Source organism: Clostridium novyi NT (assembly GCF_000014125.1).
Classification (GTDB): Bacteria; Bacillota; Clostridia; order Clostridiales; family Clostridiaceae; genus Clostridium_H; species Clostridium_H novyi.
Window position 1 is genome coordinate 384,545 of sequence record NC_008593.1, and the last position, 24,003, is coordinate 408,547.

21 protein-coding genes are annotated in these 24,003 nt (G+C 29.9%); all 21 read left to right on the top strand.

Translation table 11 applies throughout. The features are described from left to right. The first annotated feature begins 32 nt into the window (after nt 1–32). The 21 genes from alr (at nt 33) to NT01CX_RS02070 (ending at nt 24,001) form a co-directional block, all read left to right on the top strand. Entirely contained in the window at nt 33–1,196 is a 1,164-nt protein-coding gene (gene alr, locus NT01CX_RS01970; RefSeq protein WP_011721355.1) for an alanine racemase, read from the top strand. Nucleotides 1,197–1,341: 145 nt separating this feature from the next. After that, nucleotides 1,342–1,668, top strand: a complete 327-nt coding sequence (locus NT01CX_RS01975; RefSeq protein WP_011721356.1) for a hypothetical protein — start codon at nt 1,342–1,344, stop codon at nt 1,666–1,668. Further along, entirely contained in the window at nt 1,628–1,975 is a 348-nt protein-coding gene (locus NT01CX_RS01980) for a type II toxin-antitoxin system PemK/MazF family toxin (protein WP_003363828.1), read from the top strand. The genes NT01CX_RS01975 and NT01CX_RS01980 overlap by 41 nt, the downstream gene beginning before the upstream one ends. Nucleotides 1,976–2,078: 103 nt before the next feature. Further along, the gene (locus NT01CX_RS01985) at nt 2,079–2,903 is read left to right on the top strand and encodes a transketolase (RefSeq protein WP_011721358.1); all 825 of its coding nucleotides are present in this window, start codon (nt 2,079–2,081) and stop codon (nt 2,901–2,903) included. After that, on the top strand, nt 2,903–3,844 hold the full coding sequence (locus tag NT01CX_RS01990; RefSeq protein WP_011721359.1) for a transketolase family protein: 942 nt from the start codon (nt 2,903–2,905) through the stop codon (nt 3,842–3,844). The genes NT01CX_RS01985 and NT01CX_RS01990 overlap by 1 nt, the downstream gene beginning before the upstream one ends. Before the next feature lie 132 nt (nt 3,845–3,976). After that, on the top strand, nt 3,977–4,840 hold the full coding sequence (locus NT01CX_RS01995) for a YitT family protein (protein ID WP_011721360.1): 864 nt from the start codon (nt 3,977–3,979) through the stop codon (nt 4,838–4,840). 96 nt (nt 4,841–4,936) lie between these two features. Then, nucleotides 4,937–5,623, top strand: a complete 687-nt coding sequence (gene ftsE, locus NT01CX_RS02000) for a cell division ATP-binding protein FtsE (RefSeq protein ID WP_011721361.1) — start codon at nt 4,937–4,939, stop codon at nt 5,621–5,623. Next, the gene (ftsX, locus tag NT01CX_RS02005) at nt 5,613–6,503 is read left to right on the top strand and encodes a permease-like cell division protein FtsX (RefSeq protein WP_011721362.1); all 891 of its coding nucleotides are present in this window, start codon (nt 5,613–5,615) and stop codon (nt 6,501–6,503) included. The genes ftsE and ftsX overlap by 11 nt, the downstream gene beginning before the upstream one ends. A 135-nt stretch (nt 6,504–6,638) precedes the next feature. Beyond that, a complete protein-coding gene (locus NT01CX_RS02010; protein WP_011721363.1) occupies nt 6,639–7,895 on the top strand; it encodes a S41 family peptidase in 1,257 nt (418 codons plus the stop codon). Between the two features lie 28 nt (nt 7,896–7,923). Then, on the top strand, nt 7,924–9,213 hold the full coding sequence (locus NT01CX_RS02015) for a PDZ domain-containing protein (protein WP_011721364.1): 1,290 nt from the start codon (nt 7,924–7,926) through the stop codon (nt 9,211–9,213). A 140-nt stretch (nt 9,214–9,353) separates the two neighbouring features. After that, nucleotides 9,354–11,327: an excinuclease ABC subunit UvrB gene (gene uvrB / locus NT01CX_RS02020; protein WP_011721365.1), complete on the top strand. Its 1,974-nt coding sequence runs from the start codon at nt 9,354–9,356 to the stop codon at nt 11,325–11,327. Between the two features lie 57 nt (nt 11,328–11,384). Continuing rightward, nucleotides 11,385–14,207, top strand: coding sequence for an excinuclease ABC subunit UvrA (uvrA, locus tag NT01CX_RS02025; protein ID WP_011721366.1), 2,823 nt, complete (start codon nt 11,385–11,387; stop codon nt 14,205–14,207). A gap of 79 nt (nt 14,208–14,286) precedes the next feature. Continuing rightward, a complete protein-coding gene (locus NT01CX_RS02030; RefSeq protein WP_011721367.1) occupies nt 14,287–14,715 on the top strand; it encodes an FHA domain-containing protein in 429 nt (142 codons plus the stop codon). Between the two features lie 20 nt (nt 14,716–14,735). After that, a complete protein-coding gene (locus NT01CX_RS02035; RefSeq protein ID WP_011721368.1) occupies nt 14,736–15,956 on the top strand; it encodes an FtsW/RodA/SpoVE family cell cycle protein in 1,221 nt (406 codons plus the stop codon). Beyond that, nucleotides 15,949–17,367: a peptidoglycan D,D-transpeptidase FtsI family protein gene (locus tag NT01CX_RS02040; protein ID WP_011721369.1), complete on the top strand. Its 1,419-nt coding sequence runs from the start codon at nt 15,949–15,951 to the stop codon at nt 17,365–17,367. Before NT01CX_RS02035 ends, NT01CX_RS02040 begins: the two co-directional genes overlap by 8 nt. 78 nt (nt 17,368–17,445) lie before the next feature. Next, complete coding sequence (locus NT01CX_RS02045; RefSeq protein WP_011721371.1) at nt 17,446–18,048, top strand: metal-dependent hydrolase; 603 nt, start codon at nt 17,446–17,448, stop codon at nt 18,046–18,048. 20 nt (nt 18,049–18,068) lie between these two features. Next, the gene (uvrC, locus tag NT01CX_RS02050) at nt 18,069–19,934 is read left to right on the top strand and encodes an excinuclease ABC subunit UvrC (protein WP_011721372.1); all 1,866 of its coding nucleotides are present in this window, start codon (nt 18,069–18,071) and stop codon (nt 19,932–19,934) included. 14 nt (nt 19,935–19,948) lie between these two features. Further along, complete coding sequence (locus NT01CX_RS02055; RefSeq protein WP_011721373.1) at nt 19,949–20,683, top strand: phosphatase; 735 nt, start codon at nt 19,949–19,951, stop codon at nt 20,681–20,683. Nucleotides 20,684–20,737: 54 nt separating this feature from the next. Next, entirely contained in the window at nt 20,738–21,661 is a 924-nt protein-coding gene (gene murB / locus NT01CX_RS02060; RefSeq protein ID WP_011721374.1) for a UDP-N-acetylmuramate dehydrogenase, read from the top strand. Between the two features lie 121 nt (nt 21,662–21,782). Continuing rightward, a complete protein-coding gene (rapZ, locus tag NT01CX_RS02065; protein WP_011721375.1) occupies nt 21,783–22,667 on the top strand; it encodes an RNase adapter RapZ in 885 nt (294 codons plus the stop codon). After that, nucleotides 22,664–24,001 (top strand): gluconeogenesis factor YvcK family protein, encoded by a 1,338-nt coding sequence (locus NT01CX_RS02070; RefSeq protein ID WP_011721376.1) that lies wholly within the window; start codon nt 22,664–22,666, stop codon nt 23,999–24,001. Before rapZ ends, NT01CX_RS02070 begins: the two co-directional genes overlap by 4 nt. Nucleotides 24,002–24,003: the final 2 nt, after the last annotated feature.

A 24,003-nucleotide genomic window follows, 5' to 3' on the forward strand; every position in this document is an offset into this window, starting at 1 on the left:
ATAAAATATATCTTCATTATGGAGGTAGTAAAATGTTTAAACATTTAAGACCAGTTTGGGCAGAGATAAATTTAGATAATCTTGCTTCAAATATGAAACATATAAAAGAGCTATCAAATACTAAGGAAATAATAGGAATAGTAAAAGCTGATGCATATGGGCATGGAGCTTTAGATATAGTTCCTACACTTATAGAAAATGGAGCAACAGCACTTGCTGTAGCTGTTGTTAGTGAAGGAGTAGAATTAAGACGTGGAGGAATAGAATGTCCTATAATGGTTTTAGGGTTTACTCCACCAAGCTTAATTGACATGTTATTAAAACATGATATAGAACAAACAGTATTTTCTTTGGATTATGCAAAGGAACTTTCAAAAGCTGCTGAAAAAATGCATAAAGTTGCTAAAATTCATATAGCAGTTGATACAGGTATGGGGAGAATAGGATTCTTACCTAACGAACAAAGCATACAAGATGTTAAAGCAATAAGTATGCTTCCTAACATAAAAATAAAGGGTATGTTTTCACATTTCTCAACAGCAGATGAGAAAAATAAAGAATATAGTGCTTATCAATTAAACCAATTCAACAAGTTTTATGAAGGTTTAAAAAGAGAAAATGTAAATATAGAAACTAGACACATATCAAATAGTGCTGCAATAATGGACTTACCAGAAACTATATTTGAAGGGGTAAGACCAGGCATAATATTATATGGATATTATCCATCAAATGAAGTAGATAAAACTAAACTAGAATTAAAACCAGTTATGCAATTAAAAACTAATGTGGTTCACATAAAAAAGATACCTTCTGGAGAATATATAAGTTATGGAAGAAAGTTTAAGACAGATAGAGAAAGTTTGATCGCAACATTGCCAGTTGGGTATGCTGATGGATACACTAGATTATTGTTTGGTAAAGCAAAAGTTATAATAAATGGACAGTTAGCACCAGTAGTGGGAAGAATATGCATGGATCAATGTATGGTTGATATAACTGATATAAAAGGTGATATAAAAGTAGGAGAGGAAGTAATCCTAATAGGAGAAAAAAATGGAGTAAAGATAGATGCAGATGATATTGCAGAAATGCTAGGTACTATAAATTATGAAGTTATTTGCATGATTAGTAAAAGAGTTCCAAGAGTGTACATAAAAAATGGAGAAGTGATAAAAGTTAGAAATTATATTTAAGATTACGTTACTTCGGTAAGTAAAATACAACAGGTTACTAGATTGAAAACTCTCATCTTTCTTTGACAGTTTGACAAATCTTAAAGTATAATATGGAACATAGTTTATATTTTCTTTATGTTAAATTAGGAGGTATAGTAACTCTATGTCAAGTTCAAAGAAATTTAAAATTACTTTATCCAAAGCACAGAAGAAAGATTTGATAAATATTATAATTAATAGAAAAAGTATAAAAAAGTATAAAAAAAATAGTAAATTAATTAAGGTTTCTTTAATACAATATATTAAGGTTAAAAATAAATTAGATAAATTTAAACAAGGCTATTTAGAAATGTCTCAAATTAATTTAAATATTTGCGAAATGGGCTTTGCAGAGGATATGGTAGTATTAAAAGAATATGAAGCTAAGCTTGCGGAGAGTGATTTACCCGATGACAATTGTAGTAAAAAGAGGAGATATATTTTATGCTGATCTAAGCCCAGTTGTGGGTTCGGAACAAGGCGGAATAAGACCGGTGCTTATTATTCAGAATAATGTTGGCAATAAGTACAGTCCTACTGTAATAATAGCTGCGATTACATCTCAAATAAATAAAGCCAAACTTCCAACTCATGTTGAAATTTCTTCAGAAGAGTATGGATTAAATAAAGATTCAGTAGTTTTATTGGAACAGATTAGGACTTTAGACAAAAAACGACTCAAAGAAAAAATTGGACATATGTCTGATAAAGACATGCGAAAAGTAGATGAAGCTTTATTAATAAGCGTTGGTTTATAAAAAAAAAGAGCAGAGATGCTCTTTTTTGAGTTTTTTAGTGTAATTTTTTTAATATATTGATATAATAATTAAAAAGGATAAAAAACTAGGAGGAGTTAGAACAATGACAAAAGATATTCTTGAGCTAAAGCAAATTGCTAAGCAAATAAGAAAAGATATTGTACAAATGCTTACAGAATCAGGCTCTGGTCATCCAGGTGGATCACTTTCAATAGTAGAAATTTTAACTGCATTATACTTCAAAGAAATGAACATAAACCCTGAAGATCCTACAAATCAAGATAGAGATAGATTTGTATTATCAAAAGGACATGCAGCTCCAGTGCTATACAGCGCTCTTGCAAGAAGAGGATTCTTTAATCCAGATGAATTAATGAAATTAAGAAAATTTGGATCAATACTTCAAGGACATCCTAACATGAATTATGTTCCAGGAGTTGATATGTCAACAGGTTCATTAGGTCAAGGAATTTCTGTAGCAGTAGGAATGGCTATGGCAGGAAAGATAGACCAAAAGGACTTTAGAGTTTACTCAGTACTTGGAGATGGAGAATTAGCAGAAGGTCAAGTATGGGAAGCTGCAATGGCTGCTGCACACTACAAATTAGACAATCTAACAGCTTTTGTTGATTACAATGGATTACAAATAGATGGTAAGACAAAAGACGTTATGGGTTCTGATCCAATAGATGCAAAATTTGAAGCGTTTGGATGGCATGTTATAAATATCAATGGAAACGATATTGAAGAAGTTATAAAAGCTATAGAAGAAGCTAAAAATATAAAAGGAAAGCCAACAATGATAGTTGCTAAAACAGTAAAAGGTAAAGGCGTATCATTCATGGAAAACGTTGCTAGCTGGCACGGAACAGCTCCTAGTAAGGAACAATGCGAACAAGCGATAAAGGAAATTGGAGGTGAAGAATAATGGGAAATAAAATGGCTACAAGAGAAGCTTATGGAAAGGCACTTGCAAAATTAGGAATGGAAAATCCTAATGTTGTAGTATTTGATGCGGATTTATCTAAATCAACAAAAACTGCTGATTTTAAAAATGTTTGTCCAGAAAGACACTTTAACATGGGAATTGCAGAAGCTAATATGATGAACGTTGCAGCTGGATTTGCAACTTGTGGCAAAATCCCATTTGCTAGTACATTTGCTGTATTTGCATCAGGAAGAGCTTTTGAACAAATAAGAAATACTATTTGTTATCCAAAGTTAAACGTAAAAGTATGTGCAACTCATGCTGGTATAACAGTTGGTGAAGATGGAGCGTCACACCAATCAGTAGAAGATATTTCACTTATGAGAAGCATACCTAACATGACAGTTATAAATCCAAGTGATGCAGTTGAAACAGAAGCTGTAATAAGAGCTATTGCTGAGTTCAATGGCCCTTGCTACGTAAGACTTGGAAGAGCTGCAGTTGAAACAATAAATGATAATCCAGAATACAAGTTTGAAATTGGAAAAGGTATAACATTAAGAGAAGGTAAAGATGCTACTATAATAGCTACAGGAATAATGGTAGAAGCTGCTCTTGAAGCATACAATATGTTAGCAGAAGAAGGAATAAAGGTTAAAGTTGTTAATATACATACAATAAAACCTATTGATACTGAATTAATAGTTAAATCTGCTGAAGAAACAGGAGTATTAATTACTGCTGAAGAACATAGTGTAATAGGCGGATTAGGTTCTGCTGTATGCGAAGTTGTATCAGAAAATCACCCAGTTCCAGTAATGAGAGTTGGAGTAAAAGATACATTCGGTGAAAGTGGTAAGCCAGCTGAATTATTAAAAGCATATGGATTAACAGCAGAAGATATAGTTAAAGCTGTTAAAAAAGGAATATCACTTAAATAGTAAGTTTTAATAAGAAGAGAGGGAGGTTTAACTCCTTCTCTTTTTTTAAATAAAGCGATAAAGTAAAAAAATAAGGATAATAATAAATGATTTGAGGAAAAATATTTATATGAAAATGGGGGTTATTTAATTATGAGGAATAAGTTAAATGATACTGTAAAGGATTATATAGTAATAACACTAGGCTTTATAATAATAGCTATATCTATAAAGTTTTTTTTAGCACCTAATAAAATAGCCAATGGAGGAATTACTGGAGTTGCAATTATAATAAATTATTTTATTCCAAAATTAAGCGTTGGATTATTAATGGTTATATTAAATGGTGTCTTATTTGTGTTGGCCTTTTCAGTTATAGATGGCACATTTGGTGCAAGAACAGTTTATGCTTCAATGGGATTATCAGTGTTACTTACTATTTTAGATAAGTTTATACCACCTACAGTTGCAGCAACTCATGATCTTCTTTTAGCTACATTGTTTGGAACAGTAATAATAGGTATTGGAATGGGAATTGTATTCAACAGAAATGCATCAACAGGCGGTACAGATATTTTCGCTAAAATGTTAACTAAATTTAAAAATTTAGATATAGGTAAGGCACTTTTAATTGTAGATCTTATAATAGCAGTTATTTCTGGATTTACTTTTTCAGCTGAAATTGGAATGTATGGAATATTATCTGTAATATTAATGGGAGTAATAATAGATTTTGTTATTGAAGGATTAAATGCATGTAAATCAATAATTGTTATAACATCAAAAAATGATGAGGTAAATAAATTTATAATTGAAGAACTTAATAGAGGATGCACAATGATACAGGGAAAAGGTGCATACAGTGGACAAAATAAGGAAATATTGTACACTGTTCTAGATAGAAAACAATTTATAACTTTAAAAACTTATATAAAGGAAATTGATCCTAAAGCCTTTATAATCGTAAGTGAAGCACGTGAAGTATTAGGTGAAGGATTTAAGAATATATTTGAATAATAAAATTTAATAATATGTTAATTAAATATCCACTAGTTTATGTTATAATATTAAATGAATGTGGTATATAATACAAACTAGAATAGGAGTTATATTATGATAGAGTTTAAGAATACAACTAAAATATATGACAATAATATTTTTGCACTTTCTAATATTAATTTAGATATTGACAGAGGGGAATTTGTTTTCCTTGTAGGTCCAAGTGGTGCTGGAAAGTCCACATTTATAAAATTACTTTATAAAGAAGTTGAGCCTACAACAGGAAGATTAATTGTTAATGGACAAGACGTAACTAAGATTCCAAGAAAACAAGTACCTTATTATAGAAGAAAAATAGGTATGGTGTTCCAAGATTTTAGACTAATACCTACTTTAAATGTTTATGAAAATGTTGCTTTTGCAATGAGAGTTGTAGAAACACCATACAGAGAAATTAAAAAGAGAGTACCAATAGTACTATCTATGGTTGGATTATCACATAAGTTCAAATGTTTCCCACATGAATTATCAGGAGGAGAACAACAAAGAGCTGCTCTTGCAAGAGCAATAGTAAATAATCCAGCTATACTAATTGCGGACGAGCCTACTGGTAACCTAGATCCAGATACATCTGGTGAAATTGTAAAAATACTAAATGATATAAACCATGCTGGAACAACTATTCTTATGGCAACTCATGACAAAGGAATAGTAGATAGCATGAAGAAAAGGGTTATTGCAATAGAAAAAGGTATAATAGTAAGAGATGAACAAAGGGGGAAATACGGATATGAAGATTAGTACTATAAAGTATTTTTCCATGGACTCCTTAATAAGTTTAAGAAGAAATAAAACATTAAGTATAGCATCAATAATCACTGTTTCATTAACATTATTTTTGTTTGGAATATTTTTAATAACTATGCTTAATGCTAATCAACTTTTAAAAAATTTAGAATCTAAATTAGAGGTTTCTGTATTTTTAAAAGATAATGTTGCTGTAGCTGAAAAGCAAAAAGTAGCAAGTACATTAAAAAACATAAAAGGTGTATCAGGAATTAAATACATAACTAAAACAGAAGCATTAGAAAAATGGAAAAATCAATTAGGTGAAGAAAATAAAGATTTAGTAAAAGGATTTGATAAGAAAAATCCACTTCCAGAATCTTTTATTGTAAAGGTAGACGATGCCTCAATAATTAAAGAGGTAGTAAATAAAACTAAAGATATTAAAACTGTAGAAAAAACAGTTGCAAATGAAGATTTAGTAAATCAAATTTCTAAAATAACAAGAGGAGTAAAATGGATAGGTGTTGTATCATTATTTATAATGATTCCTATTTGCTTGTTCCTTATAGGCAATACAATTAAATTAGCAGTTTATGCAAGAAAAAGAGAAATAAATATAATGAAATACGTTGGAGCTACTGATTGGTTTATAAGATGGCCATTTATCATAGAAGGAGTAATTATTGGAGTAATAGGTTCACTAATATCCAGTGGATGCTTGTACTATGTATATAGAGCTGTTTATCATAAACTTACAGGTATAATAATGTTATTAAATATACTAACTCCTAGATATTTTGCTATGAATATTGTTTGGGTATTCATATTATCAGGAATTATAATTGGTGGACTTGGAAGTATAATTTCAATTAGAAAATTCTTAGAAGTATAAACAAAGTGTTCATTAAATATTAAGGTTGACTATTTAGTCAGCCTTAATATTTATTAATTTTAATATAAAAAGGTATAAATACTATCATATTAACGTAAAAATATAACTAGTATATATACAAGAGGTGATAAATAATTGGGACAAAAGGATATAAAAGATAGTGATAAAATTTTAAATAACAAAAAAAGTAAACGAGGTTGGTTACTGATTGTAGTTCTTCTTTTAGTTTTAACCAATTTTGTTACTTATATTGTTGGTACTAGATTACCTGTAAAAGGTACTAGAAGAATAAGTGAAAAAACCTATGATGAAGTATCTAAATTTCAAAAGTTATTTATAGTAAAAAAGAATTTAGAAAGCTTTTATGATGGTACAATAGATGAAAAAGCTCTAGTTGATGGAGCGGTAAAAGGCATGACAGAAAGCCTAAAAGATCCTTATACAGTTTACATGAATGAAAAAGATTATAAAGAATTTTCAAACCAAACTGAAGGAAATTATGTGGGGCTTGGAATTCAGATAGGTGTAAAGGATGACAAGGTAGTTGTTATTGCTGTATTTGATGATTCACCAGCTAAAAAAGCAGGAGTATTACCAAAAGATATAATAGAAAAAGTAGATGGTGAAAGGGTTATTGCTAAGGAATACGATAAAGCAGTAAACAAGATGAAAGGTAAAAAGGGTACTTATGCTACTTTAACTTTAAGTAGAGAAGGGAAAGGTACTTTTGATTTAAAAGTAAAGAGAGATGAGATTATATTAACTTCATCTAAGGGAGAAATGATAAATGATAAAATAGGATATGTTCAAATAAGCGTTTTTGATGAACATACTTATGATCAATTTAGTAAAACTGTAAAGAACTTATCTAACAGTGGAATGAAGGGCATGATTTTAGATTTAAGACAAAATCCAGGTGGATGGTTAACTCAAGCAGTTGATATTACATCACAATTTGTTCCAAAGAATAAAGTTTTAGTATCTACAGAAGATAAATATAAAAATAAAGAAGAATACAAATCAAAGGGTGGAAATCTCATAGGAATGCCTCTTGTTGTTTTAATAGATGGAGGGACAGCTAGTGCTTCAGAAGTTTTCTCAGGAGCTATTAGAGACTATAAATTAGGAACCCTAATTGGAGAAAAAACCTTTGGAAAAGGAATAGTTCAGAGTGTTTTATATCAAAGAAAGTTAGGATTTGGTGATGGTACTGCACTTAAAGTTACTACATCAAAATATTATACTCCTAAAGGGGAAAACATACATCATAAGGGTATTAATCCTGATATAGAAGTAAAATATCCAGAGGAATTATTGAAAAAACCTTATGATAGAAAAAATGATCCACAACTAAAAAAAGCTATGGAAGTAATAAGTGAAAAAGTAAAATAAACAAAAAGGAGAGGAGAAATAATTTTTCATGAATGTTGTAATAAGTACATTAAAATCTGTAGCATATGCTATGGTTACATCTCCTTATGTGTTTGTGTTATTAATGTTTATAGTTGTATATTATAACTATAATAAGAAAATAGTATCTATTCAAAAGATGATTATTGGAGAAAAACTTAATTCTACATTAGAACTTACAGTATCACAGATAGTTTTAGGAATAATAGGTGGTGCTGTTGGAAGTATAATGCTCAGTTATTTAGGAGTTTCATTTGATGAAAATACATCTATAGAATTAATATTTTTTCTATCCATATTACTAATGTTTATAAAACCTAAATATATATGTTTTTCATATTCGGGAGCAGTATTAGGTTTTATAAGTATATTGCTTGAAATGATGCATAAAATGTATGGTGTTACAATTCCTCAACTTAGATTTTTAAGTATAGATGTTGTGGCACTTATGACACTAGTAGCTGTTATGCATTTTGTAGAAGGAATTTTAGTAATGATAGATGGAAGTAGAGGTTCTATACCTATATTTACAAAGAAGAACGGAGAAATTATAGGGGGATTTGCCCTAAAAAGATATTGGGTTATGCCAATCATTATAGCATTATTAGTAAATTGTAATGGGTACTCATTAAATGAAATAATATCTATAGGAAGCTGGAAAACATTTTTAAATCCAACTACACCATTAAGTATCATAGAAAATGTTGCAATATTATTAATGCCTTTTTATGGAGTTGTGGGATATAGTACAGTTACCTTTACAAAAACTAAGAGGGAAAAGTCAATTACATCTGGACTTATGATAATGATTTATAGCATAGTTTTATTTATATTTGCTAGACTTGCAATTTTAAATATATTCTTTGAGCTATTCGTAGTTATATTTGCCCCTGTTGCTCATGAAGCTATGATGTATATACAAAGACGTTCAGAGGTTAAAAAGGATCCAAAGTATATTAGCAATGAAAGTGGAATGATGATTTTAGAAGTTGCGCCTAATTCACCAGCATATGATATGGGAATTAGAAGTGGAGACATATTGTTAGAAGTTAACGATAAAAGAGTGTTTAAAGAAGATGATATAGTGAATATGATTAAAGGAGCTTCTAATATAGCTTGGTTTAAGGTTAAACGTACAGCGGGATATTTAGAGGAAATAAGATATAAAAATATTAACAATTCAAAACATCTTGGAATTGTATTTGTTCCTATGAATGTTCCAAAGGAAAAGATGGTTTTAAGAGTAGATGAAAATAAATTCAGTGAAATATTAAATAAAATGAAGTCCAAAGACAAATAAAATAGGTTTAGGGGGTTTTCTCCTTAAACCTATTTTTTATAATGGTATAATAATGTAAAAAACTATGAAATTTAATTGACATATATAAGCACAAAGTATAAAATTTATTTAATGAACAAATGTTCTTAGGAGATGAAAATATGAATCAATTTAAAATACATTCCCCATACAAGCCTACGGGAGATCAACCTAGGGCTATTAAAAGTATATCAGAGGGTATACTAAAAGGAGAGAAGTTTCAAACATTATTAGGTGTAACTGGTTCTGGTAAAACATTTACTATGGCAAACATAATAGAAAAAGTACAAAAGCCAACATTGGTTTTAGCTCATAATAAAACATTGGCGGCACAATTGACATCAGAATTTAGAGAGTTTTTTCCGGAGAATTGTGTGGAGTATTTTGTATCTTATTATGATTATTATCAACCAGAAGCATATGTTCCTCAAACTGATACTTTTATTGAAAAGGATGCATCTATAAATGATGAAATTGATAAACTTAGACACTCAGCTACATCTGCTTTATTTGAAAGAAATGATGTAATTGTTGTAGCATCAGTTTCCTGTATTTATGGACTTGGTAATCCAGAAGAGTATAAAAAATTAACTGTATCTTTAAGAGAAGGCATGGAAAAAGATAGAGACGAAATAATGAGACAACTAGTTGATATACAGTATGAAAGAAATGAAATTAATTTTGTCCGTGGAACATTTAGAGCAAGGGGAGATGTTCTGGATATATTTCCAGCGTCATCAACTAATATAGGTATAAGAGTTGAATTTTTTGGTGATGAAATAGATAAAATAAGAGAGTTTGATGTTTTAACAGGAAATATTATAAGTGCAAGAAAACATGCTCTTATATTCCCGGCATCACACTTTGCTACATCTAAAGACAAACTAGAAATTGCAATAAAGAAAATAGAAGAAGAATTAGAAGATAGGGTTAAAGTTCTTACAGCAGAAGATAAATTATTAGAGGCTCAAAGGGTAAGACAAAGAACTAATTTTGACATAGAGATGATGAGAGAAGTTGGGTATTGCAGTGGAATCGAGAACTATTCTAGGGTATTAGATGGAAGAGCTCCTGGTACACCACCTAAAACATTAATGGATTATTTTCCTGATGATTTTCTTTTATTTATAGATGAAAGTCATGTAACCTTACCTCAAGTTAAGGCTATGTATGGTGGAGATAGATCTAGAAAAAATAATTTAGTTGAATATGGTTTTAGACTTCCATGTGCATACGATAATAGACCTTTGAAGTTTGATGAATTTGAAGGTAAATTAAATCAAACTGTATTTGTAAGTGCTACACCAGCTCAGTATGAACTTGAACATTCCACTAATGTAGCAGAACAAATAATTAGACCTACTGGACTTTTAGATCCGGAAATTATAGTAAAACCTATAAAAGGTCAAATTGATGATTTATATGCTAGCATTAAGGAAACTATAGATAAAGGCTTTAGAGTGCTTGTTACTACACTAACTAAAAAGATGTCAGAGGACTTAACTGATTATCTAAAAAGCATGGGTATAAAAACAGAATATCTCCATTCAAGTATTGATACTATAAAAAGAATGGAAATAATAAGAGATTTAAGAAAAGGTAAATTTGATGTCTTAGTCGGAATTAATCTTTTAAGAGAAGGATTAGATATTCCAGAAGTTGCATTAGTTGCCATATTAGATGCAGATAAAGAAGGATTTTTAAGATCAGAAACATCTCTTGTGCAAACCATAGGAAGAGCTGCTAGAAACTCTGAAAGTAAAGTTATAATGTATGCAGATAATATAACTAAAGCAATGGATAAGGCTATTAGTGAAACAAACAGAAGAAGAAAAATTCAAATGGAATACAATGACAAACATGGAATAGTTCCGAGAACTGTATTGAAGGATATAAGAGATGTAATTCAAACTAAAGTTGCAGAAGATGAAGCAGAGTATAAGGTTAACAATAATACGGATAAATTAAGTAAGAAAGAAATAGAAAAACTTATAAATAAATACGAAGAAGAAATGAAAGTAGCTGCAAAAGAGCTTCAATTTGAAAGAGCAGCAGAACTTAGGGATGAAATATTAAAGCTTAAAGAGCAATTATAATGGAACAATAATAATAGATTTTTTGAAGCAAACATAGGAGAAGGGAGTGAAGTAAAAGTGAAAAACAAGATTTTTATTAAAAATGCAAAAGTTCATAATTTAAAAGGTGTTGATTTAGAAATACCAAGAGATAAGTTAGTTGTATTTACTGGGCTTTCAGGTTCGGGAAAATCTTCTTTAGCATTTGATACATTATATGCAGAAGGACAAAGAAGATATGTAGAATCTCTATCAGCTTATGCAAGACAATTTTTAGGGCAAATGGATAAACCAGATGTAGAATACATTGAAGGACTTTCTCCAGCAATATCAATAGATCAAAAGACTACTAGTAGAAATCCACGTTCTACAGTTGGAACAGTTACGGAAATATATGATTATTTAAGACTTTTATACGCTAGAGTTGGAACCCCTCATTGTCCAAAGTGTGGTAGAGAAATAGAAAAACAAAGTGTTGATACTATGGTAAATAAAATAATGGAGTTACCGGAAAGAACCAAATTGCAAATATTATCTCCAGTAATAAGTGGAAGAAAAGGACAGCATGTTAAGGTTTTAGAAAACATAAAGAAAAATGGATTTGTAAGAGCTAGAATAGATGGAGAGATATATGACCTTCAAGAAGAAGAAATAAATTTAGATAAAAACAAAAAGCATACCATAGAAGTTGTAGTAGATAGACTTATAATAAAAGAAGGAATAGAAACTAGACTTACTGATTCTGTAGAGACTGCATTAAGATTATCAGATGGACTTTTAATAGCAAATATAATTGGCGCAGAAGATATTTTATTTAGTGAAAAATTTGCTTGTCCTGAATGTGGAATAAGTATAGATGAATTAGCACCTAGAATGTTTTCTTTTAACTCTCCTTTTGGAAGGTGTGATAGATGTGATGGTATAGGAAGTCTTATGGAAATAGATGAAGATTTGCTTATACCAGATAGAAGTAAAAGTATTTTAGAGGGCGGAATAATATCACTTGGAGAAAGTGCTTTAAAAGAAGATGCTTGGACATATAGAATACTAGTATCTTTAAGTGAAAAGTTTAAGTTTGATTTAAATACTCCTATTGAAAAATTACCTGAGGATATACTATATAAAATTTTGTATGGATTACATGGAGAAAAAATAGAAGTTGATTATAAAAAAGATGGAGAATTAAATACATATAGTCATAAGTATGAAGGAATAATCAATAATTTAAGAAGACGATATATGGAAACTAATTCTGATTTTATAAAAAAACAAATAGAGCAGTATATGAGTGATAAAAACTGTCCAAAATGTCACGGTGCAAGATTAAAAGATGAAGTGTTAGCTGTAACTGTTGGAGATAAAAATATATATCAATTTAGCAATATGTCAATAAAAGATGAATTAACCTTTATAGAGGAATTAAAGCTTTCAGAAAAGAATACTATAATAGCAAGCCAAATATTAAAAGAAATAAAAAGTAGATTACAGTTTTTACGAGATGTAGGACTTGATTATCTAGACTTAAACAGAAAAGCAGGAACCCTATCAGGAGGCGAGTCTCAAAGAATAAGACTTGCAAGTCAAATAGGATCAGGGCTTGTTGGAGTTTTATATATATTAGATGAACCAAGCATAGGACTGCATCAAAGGGATAATGATAGACTTATTGCAACATTAAAGCATTTAAGAGATTTAGGAAATACTTTAGTTGTAGTAGAACATGACGAAGATACAATTAAGGCTGCTGATTACATTGTTGATATTGGACCAGGAGCAGGTGAACATGGTGGAGAAATAGTAGCTGCCGGAACATTAAAAGATATAAAAAATTGTTCTAAGTCTATAACTGGACAATATCTAAATTTAGAAAAACAAATTTATGTACCTAAGGAGAGAAGAAAATTCAATGGAAAATCTATAAAAATAATTGGAGCTAAGGAAAACAATTTAAAAAATATAAATGTAGAATTTCCACTAGGGGTATTAACATCTGTTACAGGAGTATCAGGTTCAGGAAAAAGTACTTTAGTTAACGAAATTTTATATAAAGGACTTAATAAAAAGATAAATAAATCTAAAGTAATACCAGGAAAGTATAAAGAGATAATAGGGGAAGAAAATATAGACAAAATAATAAATATAGATCAAAGTCCTATAGGAAGAACTCCAAGATCAAATCCAGCAACATATACAGGGGTTTTTGATGTAATAAGAGAACTATTTTCTAATACACCAGATGCAAGAATGAAGGGATATAAACCTGGAAGATTTAGTTTTAATGTAAAAGGTGGAAGATGTGAAGCTTGTCATGGAGATGGAATAATAAAAATAGAAATGCAATTTTTATCTGATGTATATGTTCCTTGTGAGGTTTGTAAAGGAAAAAGATATAATAGAGAAACTTTAGATATAAAATACAAGGGTAAGAACATAGATGAAGTATTAAATATGACTGTAGAAGAAGCCTTAAAGTTTTTTAGTAATATACCAAGAGCTAAAAACAAGCTTCAAACTCTTATAGATGTGGGGCTAGGATATGTAAAGCTTGGTCAACCATCTACTCAACTATCAGGAGGAGAAGCACAAAGGGTTAAACTTGCATCTGAACTATCTAAGAGAAGTACAGGAAAAACATTATATATATTAGATGAACCAACTACAGGATTACATACGGATGATGTAAACAGACTAATAAGTATAATTCAACGACTTGTTGATAACGGAAATAGTGTAGTTGTTATAGAACATAATTTAGATGTTATAAAGTGTTCCGACTATATAATTGATCTAGGACCAGAAGGTGGAGATAAGGGAGGAACCGTTATAGCAGAAGGGACACCGGAAAAAATAGCTGAAAATAATGCTTCCTATACAGGATATTATCTAAAAAAGATGTTATAATAAAAAATAATGATGTATAATAGACTAGCACTATTTTGATGCTAGTCTTGTAATATATTTTAAGTAAGTAGGTGATTATATGCCGTTAATAAGAATGATTTTTAAAGTCCTTATAATTGTTATAATATATATAATAATAGTTATGGCTTTACGAATTATGTATAAGGATATAAAAGGTGGAAACAAAAGGAAAAAAGTATCAAAGCATTTAGGATTTGAGGTAATGAGGGTAGGAGATGATAGTTCCAACTTAAAGGTTGGTTCTGTGATACCGATACACGCTAAACTTACCATAGGAAGAAAAGAAGACAATATGTTAGTTTTACATGATCAATATGTTTCGGGAAATCATGCAGTAGCTTTTGTAAAAAATGATACCTATTATATAAAAGACTTAAATAGTACAAATGGTACATTACTTAACAATAAGAAATTAGAAAAATCGAAAGCATTAAAAGTAGATGATGAGATTACTATTGGTGAGTATGTATTTAAAGTCATTGGTTAGAAAGATTGGTGAATAACTTTATGAATAGTATGCGTGATGAAAAGAAACTTTTAAGATTTACTTATATTTTTTGCTTGGTGTGTTTTGTCAACCTAGGTATTCTACGTTGGCCAAGAGAAAATTTTGATAAGAATGCAATAATTATTGGATTAATAGTTTGTGTACTTATAGCTTATGCTCACTTTGTAATTAGAAAATTTTTTCCCGATGGAGATAAGTATATACAGATTTTCGCAAGTATACTTACAGTAATAGGTATAGTGTTATTATATAGAATAGATAGTGGTCATGCCATAAAACAAATTATATGGTTTACTGTGGGCATGGTAGGTTTCATAATGATAGTGGTATTATTGCCTGATTTAAAAAGGTTTGCTAAATATAAATATGTCTATTTGGTGTTTACTGTAATTCTAATGGCTATGGGTACACTTTTTGCTAAAGCCACTAATGGTTCTAAAAACTGGATATCAATAGGTGGAGTTGTGTTTCAGCCATCGGAATTTGGAAAGTTGTTTTTAGTTGCTTATTTAGCATCTTCTCTAAAGAATTACAAAAAATATAAAGATTTAATACAACCAGCTATTGTAGTTATGATATGCTTGGGATTTATGGTACTGCAAAAGGATTTGGGATCTGCATTATTATTCTTTGGTATATCAGTAACTATGCTTTATATAGCTACATCGAAAGTTAAATATGTACTTACATGTTTTGGGCTGTTTGCAGCTGGTTCTGTTATAAGTTATAAATTATTTCCCCATGTAAGGGTTAGATTTGATATATGGAATAATGTTTGGAACTATGTGCACACTCAAGGATATCAAATAGTTCAATCAATGATTGCAATTGCATCAGGAGGATTATTTGGTGTTGGGCTAGGACAAGGTTATCCACAGTTTGTTCCAATAAATACAACAGACTTCATCTTTGCTATTTTAAGTGAAGAAATGGGTGGACTTATGGCATTTGCAGTTTTAATATTATACTTCTTATTATTGTACAGAAGTATGAGAGCTGCGGTATACACAGAAGATAAATTTTCTGCATTAGTTGCAGTTGGATATAGTTCAATGATAGCAACTCAGGTCTTAGTTATAGTTGGAGGAGTTATAAACATGATTCCTTTAACAGGAATAACATTACCTTTGATAAGTTATGGTGGAAGTTCTATGATTACCACATTCTTTGCATTAGGTATACTTCAAAAGATTTCTGAGGAGGGAACAGCAGTTGAATGATATTTCTAGAAATATAAAATTAGTTCTTGCAGTATTTTTATTATGCTTTATTGGACTTATATCATATATAACATATTTTCAGATATTTAAATCTGATCAGCTTGTAAAAAGTCCTTATAATAGAAGAATTCAAGCTAAGAGAAATGAAGTTTTAAGAGGAACTATATATGATAGAAACATGAAGACATTAACTGAAAGTAAAAGAAAGAATACTCTAAATCAAAAGAGAACATATACTGGGGGAGAAGCTTTTGCACATGTATTAGGTTACGTTCACCCTCAATATGGAATAACAGGACTTGAAAAGGAATATGATTCTGTTCTTACGGGTACAGATACTATGGATTTCAAAAAGTTCTTAACATCTATGAAAGAGCAACCAAAGTTAGGATATAATATTAGAACAACATTAGATTCTAAGGTTCAACAAAAGGCGTTTGAATTATTAGGAGATAACAAAGGTTCAGTTGTGGTGCTTAATCCTAAATCAGGAGAAGTTTTAGCAATGGTTTCTAAACCGTCCTTTGATCCTAATAATCTTCAAGAAAATTGGAAGCAAATAAATAGTGATAAAAACATACCACTATACAACAGAGCTATACTTGGACTATATCCTCCAGGTTCTACATTTAAAGTAGTAACTACAGTAAGTGCATTAGATAATATTAAAAATGTATCTAATAGAACTTTTCAGGATAACGGAGCTTTAGTATTTAATTCTAAGCAATCTTTAAAAAACTATAACGGACATGTATATGGAAGTTTAGATTTAGAAGGTGCTCTTGTAAAGTCTAGTAATGTTGTGTTTGGTGGACTTGGTATAGAATTAGGAAATAGCGCACTTCGAGGAACAGCAGAGAAGTTCTGTTTTAACAATGTAATACCTAGTAATGGCTTCCTAGCTAAAAAGAGTAAATTTCCAAATTTAAAGTCTTATGAAAAAGGAAATATGGCTCAAAGTGCTATAGGTCAAGGAGAAGTTTTAGCATCTCCAATTCAAATGGCACTTGTTGCATCAACTATAGCAAATGATGGTGTATTAATGAAACCTTATTTAGTAAGTGAAGTTTTAAATCCATCAGGAGATAGTGTTAAAAAAATAAAAAATGAAGTTGTTAATACTGTTACAACTGTTGAAAACGCAAAGCTTGTAAAAAAATATATGAAGGATACTGTAAGTAGAGGAACAGCAGGTGCAGCTGCTGTAGACTCAATAGCCGTTTGTGGTAAGACAGGTACTGCTGATACAGGAAGATCAGGAGAAAAACCTCATTCTTGGTTTATTGGATTTGCACCATATGAAAATCCTCAAGTAGCTGTAGCGGTTATTGTGGAAAACGGTGGTGTAGGTGGAGGAATATCCACAGAGATAGCGGGAAAAGTAATAAGAGAAGCACTACGTGAAAAATAAAATAAATGATATAATAAAGTCAAGACGCTTTAATCTTGGCTTTTTATATTTAAAAATAAGAAATACAGAGGAGAAAAGATGAAAGGAAAAACTCATGCGGCTATAGGTATGGCTACATTTATGTCTGTATATGATAGAGTACCTGGAGGATTTAATTATTTAGGGGTGTTTATAGTAGCGATTGCATCTTTATTACCGGATATAGATCATCCTAAAAGTATTATAAACAAATACATATTGCCATTTAAAAATAAAAAAACCAAAACAGCAGTATATTTAGCTTTAGCTGTAATTGTATTATATTCCGATTATATGTATACAAAATCACCTGTTTCAAAAGCTATAGGTATAGCGTTTATATTTATAGCAGTATCTTCACATAGAAATGGATTAACTCATAGCTTAATAGGATTAATATCATTTACTATAATAGCAAGCTATGTAGGAAAAAGTTATGCCATTCCTGCAAGTGCATATTATTTTGTTATTGGTTACGGAATGCATTTATTTTGTGATATGGCAACCAAAATGGGAATACCAATGTTTTATCCATTTATAAATAAAAAGTATAAGCTACCATTTACTTATAATGTTAACTCTAAAAGAGGTAATGATTTAGAAGAACTTTTAATAATCATTTCCCTTGTTTACATAATATATAGATTACCGGGTATTTTTTAGTGAAAAAGAGGTGCTAAAATATGTTTGACTTTGAATATCAGTTAAAGATTATACCAGAGAAACCAGGGGTATATCTTATGAAAAATTCTTTAGGAGAAGTTATATATGTAGGAAAGGCAAAAGTGCTAAAAAATAGAGTGCGTCAATACTTTCAAAACTCTAAGAATCATGGAAGTAAAGTTCGAGCAATGGTTAAAAATATTGCTGAATTTGAATACATAATTACAGATTCTGAAATGGAAGCTCTCATTTTAGAATGTAATCTAATAAAAAAGTATAGACCTAGATACAATATTTTACTTAAAGATGACAAACATTATCCCTTTTTAAAAATCACAACTAATGAAGATTTCCCAAGAATATTTGTTACAAGGGTTAGGGCGAAAGATGGAGCAAGATATTTAGGGCCTTATCCAGAAACATCTGCAGTTTATGAAACCATAGAACTCATAAAAAAGATATTTCCTCTTAGAACTTGTAGATTAAATATAAAAGAGAATGGAGAACCTGTAAAGCCTTGTTTAAATTATCATATAAAATTATGCACAGCACCTTGTGCAGGATACATAAGTAGAGAAGAATACGGAAAAACCATAAAAAAAATAATAGATCTTCTAAACGGAAAAGATAACGAGGTAATTAATGATTTAAAAATAAAAATGGAGAAGGCTTCTAGTGAATTAAAGTTTGAAGAAGCTGCTTCATTTAGAGATAAATTATTAGCAGTTGAAAAAATAAGAGAAAGACAGAAAATAATTAGCAGTAACTTCGAAAATGAAGATTTCATAAATATGTACAGTGAAGAGATAGATTTATGCGCTCAAATCTTCTTTGTAAGAGATGGGAAAATAATGGGTAGAGAGCATTTTATATTGGATAGAAGTATATTTGGTAATAATGCAGATATAATATCTAATTTTATAAAAGATTTTTATGGAGGAACTGCTTTTATACCTAAAACTATATATGTTCCAGAAGTCATGGATATAGAACTGTTAGAGAATTGGCTTTCATCTAAAAAAGGCTCTAAAGTATCAATAAAAATACCTCAAAAAGGCGAAAAGAAAAAGATACTTGATTTAGTTGAGAGCAATGCCAAAAATACATTGGAACAGTTTAAATTAAAGTTAAAAGTAGATAAAGAGCTTTACAGTAATACTTTAAAAGAGTTACAAAATATATTAGAACTTGAAGAGATACCAAACAGAATAGAAGCTTACGACATATCAAACATACAAGGAGTAGATTCAGTTGGCTCTATGATAGTATTTGACAAAGGTAAGCCTAAAAATAGTGATTATAGAAGATTTAAAATAAAAACAGTAAAAGGCGCTAATGACTATGATAGCATGAGAGAAATACTTACAAGAAGATTTACTCATGGACTTGAAGAAATAAAAGAAATACAAAAAAGAAACCTTTTACTAAGTGGAGCTAAATTCAGTGTATTTCCTGATTTAATATTAATGGATGGTGGGAAAGGTCAGGTAAATATTGCTTTAGAAGTGTTAGAAAAGTTAAATATTAATATACCTGTTTGTGGTATGGTTAAAGATGATAAACACAAAACAAGAGGTTTGGTATATAATAATAAGGAAATAAATATAAAATCTAATAATAAAATTATGCAATTTATCACGAGAGTACAAGATGAGGTTCATAGATTTGCTATAACTTATCATAGAAGTCTTAGAAACAGAAGAGTTTTACATTCTGTATTAGAGGATATACCGAACATTGGTGAGAAAAGAAGAAAAGAATTGCTCCAAAAATTTGGAAGTGTGGAAAATATAAAAAAAGCTTCTTATGATGAATTATTAGATACTAACTCAATAAATCAAAAGGCAGCAAAAAGCATAATAGATTACTTTAATAATGCTAAATAAGGAGGAAGATACAAATGAAATATGTTTTAGATGTACATACACATACAGTAGCTAGTGGTCATGCGTATACTACATTATTAGAAAATGCTAAATATGCTTCAGAAATAGGATTAAAGGTACTAGGAACTACAGAGCATGGTCCGAAAATGCCACATGCACCACATATATGGTACTTTTATAATTATAAAGTATTGCCAAGAAAAATATATGGTGTTACAATGCTACATGGATGTGAGGTAAATGTGGTTGATTATAAGGGAAACTTAGATTTACCAGAAGATATTGTAAAAGATTTAGACATAGTAATAGCAAGTTTACATGAACCATGTGTAACGCCTGGAACAATTGAAGAAAATACAGCTGCTATTTTAAATGTTATGGATAATCCATATGTTGATATTATAGGACATCCTGGAAATCCTGCTTATCCAATAAATGCAGAAGAAGTTGTAAAAAAGGCTAAGGAAAAAAATATACTAATAGAAATAAATAATAGTTCTTTTAAGACATCGCGTATAGGAAGCGTGCCTAATTGTACTGAAATCGTAAAACTATGCAAAAAACATGGTGTTAATATAATACTAGGTAGTGATTCTCATGTATGCTTTACTATTGGTAACTTTGACAAGATACAAGAAATTTTAGATAGTATAGATATGCCTAAAGAACTAATAATAAACACTGATGAGAAAAAACTTTTAACATATCTAAAAAGTAAAGGAAAATTAAAAGACTTAGTTATTGATTAATTAATAAAATATTATAACAATTAATACATAATAATAATTATCAAGGAGAAGCGAATGGTTCAGAGTATAGATATTAATAAAAAATTAGAGAGTATTTTAGACAAAGAAGAAATAAAAAACAACATTTTAATGAAAAACTATACTTCATTTAAAGTTGGAGGACCTGCAGACATATTTGTTACACCTAATAGCTATGAAAAGGTTAAAGGAGTAATAAACATTTGTAAAGAAAATAACATACCATATTTTATTTTGGGGAATGGCTCCAATGTACTAGTAAGAGATGGAGGAATTAGAGGCGTAGTTGTTAGCTTCAATAAGCTTAACAAAGTTTATGCTGAAGGAAATAAGGTTATTGCTGAAAGTGGAACGCTTCTTTCTATGGTAGCAAATACTGCATTAAAGAGTGACTTAACAGGATTAGAATTTGCTCATGGGATACCAGGAAGTGTAGGGGGAGCTGTTACTATGAATGCAGGAGCATATAATGGAGAGATTTCTCAAGTTATAGAAAGTGCCACTGTAATTGATAATAATGGTAAGATAATAAAATTATCTAAAGAAGAACTAGATTTAAGTTATAGAAATAGTATAATATTAAAAAATGGATATGTTGTTTTAAATGCTACATTTGCATTACAAAAGGGAGACCATGATGCTATAAAAGGTAGAATGGACGATTTAATGAGAAGAAGAAAAGAAAAACAACCATTAGAATATCCATCAGCAGGAAGTACATTTAAAAGACCAGAAGGATATTTTGCTGCAAAGCTTATAGAAGATTCTGGGCTTAAAGGAACACATGTTGGAGATGCAGAAGTTTCTATAAAACATTCAGGATTTTTAATAAACAAAGGAAAAGCATCTGCAAAAGATATACTGGATTTAATTGAAGTAGTTAAAAAAACTGTTAAAGAGAAATTTAATGTTGAATTAAATACAGAGGTTAGAATAGTTGGCGAGGAAAGTGAGAACTAGTATAGGAAATAGCCTATATTAGTTCTTTTTTTATAAAGCAAGGCAAGGGATAAATTAAAGAATTTATATAAAAAACATGATATAATATAAATATAACTTTATTAATGTAGGAGGGATAAATATGAGATTTGTAATTGTAACAGGATTGTCGGGAGCTGGAAAAAGTCAAGCAATTAGAAGCTTGGAAGATTTAGGATATTTTTGTGTAGATAATTTACCTCCAACTTTAATGGGAAAGTTTGCAGAAGCCTGCTACCAGACGGATGGAAAAATAGATAAAATAGCTTTGGTTATTGACATTAGGGGCGGAGAATTCTTTGATGATTTATTTGAAAATCTAAAATACTTAAAAGAGCAAAATTATAGATATGAAATACTATTCTTAGATGCTAGTGATAAAGTATTAGTTAAGAGATATAAAGAATCAAGAAGAACACATCCATTAGCACCAGGAGGAAGATTAATTCAAGGAATTGAACTTGAAAGAAGAAGATTAAATGAAGTTAAATACAAGGCAAACAATATAATAGATACATCTAATATGACTCAAATGCAACTTAGAGAAAAAATATGGAGAATCTATGGTGACGATGAACAAATAGAAAATAGACTTATAATAGATGTTTTATCCTTTGGATTTAAATATGGTATACCAGTTGATGCTGATTTAGTATTTGACGTTAGATTTTTACCAAATCCATATTATATTCCAGAACTTAAACAGTTCTCAGGCGATGATAAAGAAATACAAGATTATGTATTAGGTTTTAAGGAAACTAAAGAGTTTATTGCTAAATTAGATGATATGTTAAAATTTTTAATACCGAATTATATAAAAGAAGGAAAGATACAATTAGTAGTTGCAATAGGTTGTACTGGAGGAAGACACCGTTCGGTTACTATAGCAAATGCTATATATGATAGACTAAAAGAAAAAGGACACAAAGTAAGTAAAGAACACAGAGATATAAATGAGGATATAAAAAAGGGTGGAAGAAAGCTATGAAAATAGTAAAGTGGTTAAAGCCCGGAATTAAACTCAAAAGGTGGATTGCACTTGGAGGCATGGGAATACTTTTTATAGTATTTGCAGCAGTTGAGTTTTTTACCAAAAATATTACTGATAAGGGATATATGTTTTTTTATATTTTCCTAATAATTTCAGGAATATTTATTTTATATATTTCTATTAATCAAGGAATTCAATCAATTATATCTTTAATAAATCAAGGATATTTAAATATATCAATAGATTCAACAAGACTTGAAAATCTTATTTGTGAAAAAAGGCTTTTAGTAAGGGGACCTAAGATAGTTACTATAGGAGGCGGAACTGGACTTTCTACAATGCTTAGAGGACTAAAATATTATACATCAAACATAACCGCTATAGTAACAGTGGGAGATGACGGCGGAGGATCCGGAGCTTTAAGAGAAGAACTTGGTATATTACCACCAGGAGACATAAGAAATTGCATATTAGCATTAGCGGACACTGAGCCACTAATGGAAGATTTGCTTCAATATAGATTTAAAGAGGGAAACTTAAAAAATCAAAGTTTTGGGAATCTATTTTTAGCAGCCATGGATGGAGTTTCAGGAAATTTTGAAGAAGCTGTTCAAAAAATGAGTTCTGTATTAGCGGTGACAGGTAGAGTTTTACCTGTCACTTTGGATGATATGGTATTAAAAGCGAAACTTAAAAATGGCAATGTAGTTGAGGGAGAATCTAATATTCCTAGTGAAGTAAAAAAACAAAAAAGTGCTATAGAAAGAATTTTTATAGAACCAAGTGATGCAAAGGCATTAAGTGAAGCAGTTGAAGCAATATTAGATGCTGATGCCATAATTTTAGGACCAGGAAGTCTATATACTAGTGTTATTCCTAATCTTTTAGTAAAGGATATTTCATCAGCATTAAAAGATACTAAAGCTTTAAAATTATATGTTTCTAATATAATGACACAAGAAGGGGAAACTGATAATTATAAAGTATCTCATCATATAAAAGCTATTTTTAAACATGGTGGAAATGGAATTATAGATTATGTAGCTACTAATACTAAAGATATAAATAATATTATGATGGAAAAGTATCTAGAAAAAAATGCTAAGCAAGTAGAAGTAGATGAAAAGAATATAGAAGATTTAGGTGTAAAAATAGTAGAAGGAGAATTTGTGACTATAAAAAATGGATTTGTAAGACATGATCCAGATAAATTAGCCAAATTTTTAATGGAGACAATAATGGATAAAAAACTTTTATATGACAAAAGGAAGATATTAGAGTATTTTTATTTGTCTCAAAGATTAAAGGAAAACAAGAGAAGTAAGGGGTAGAA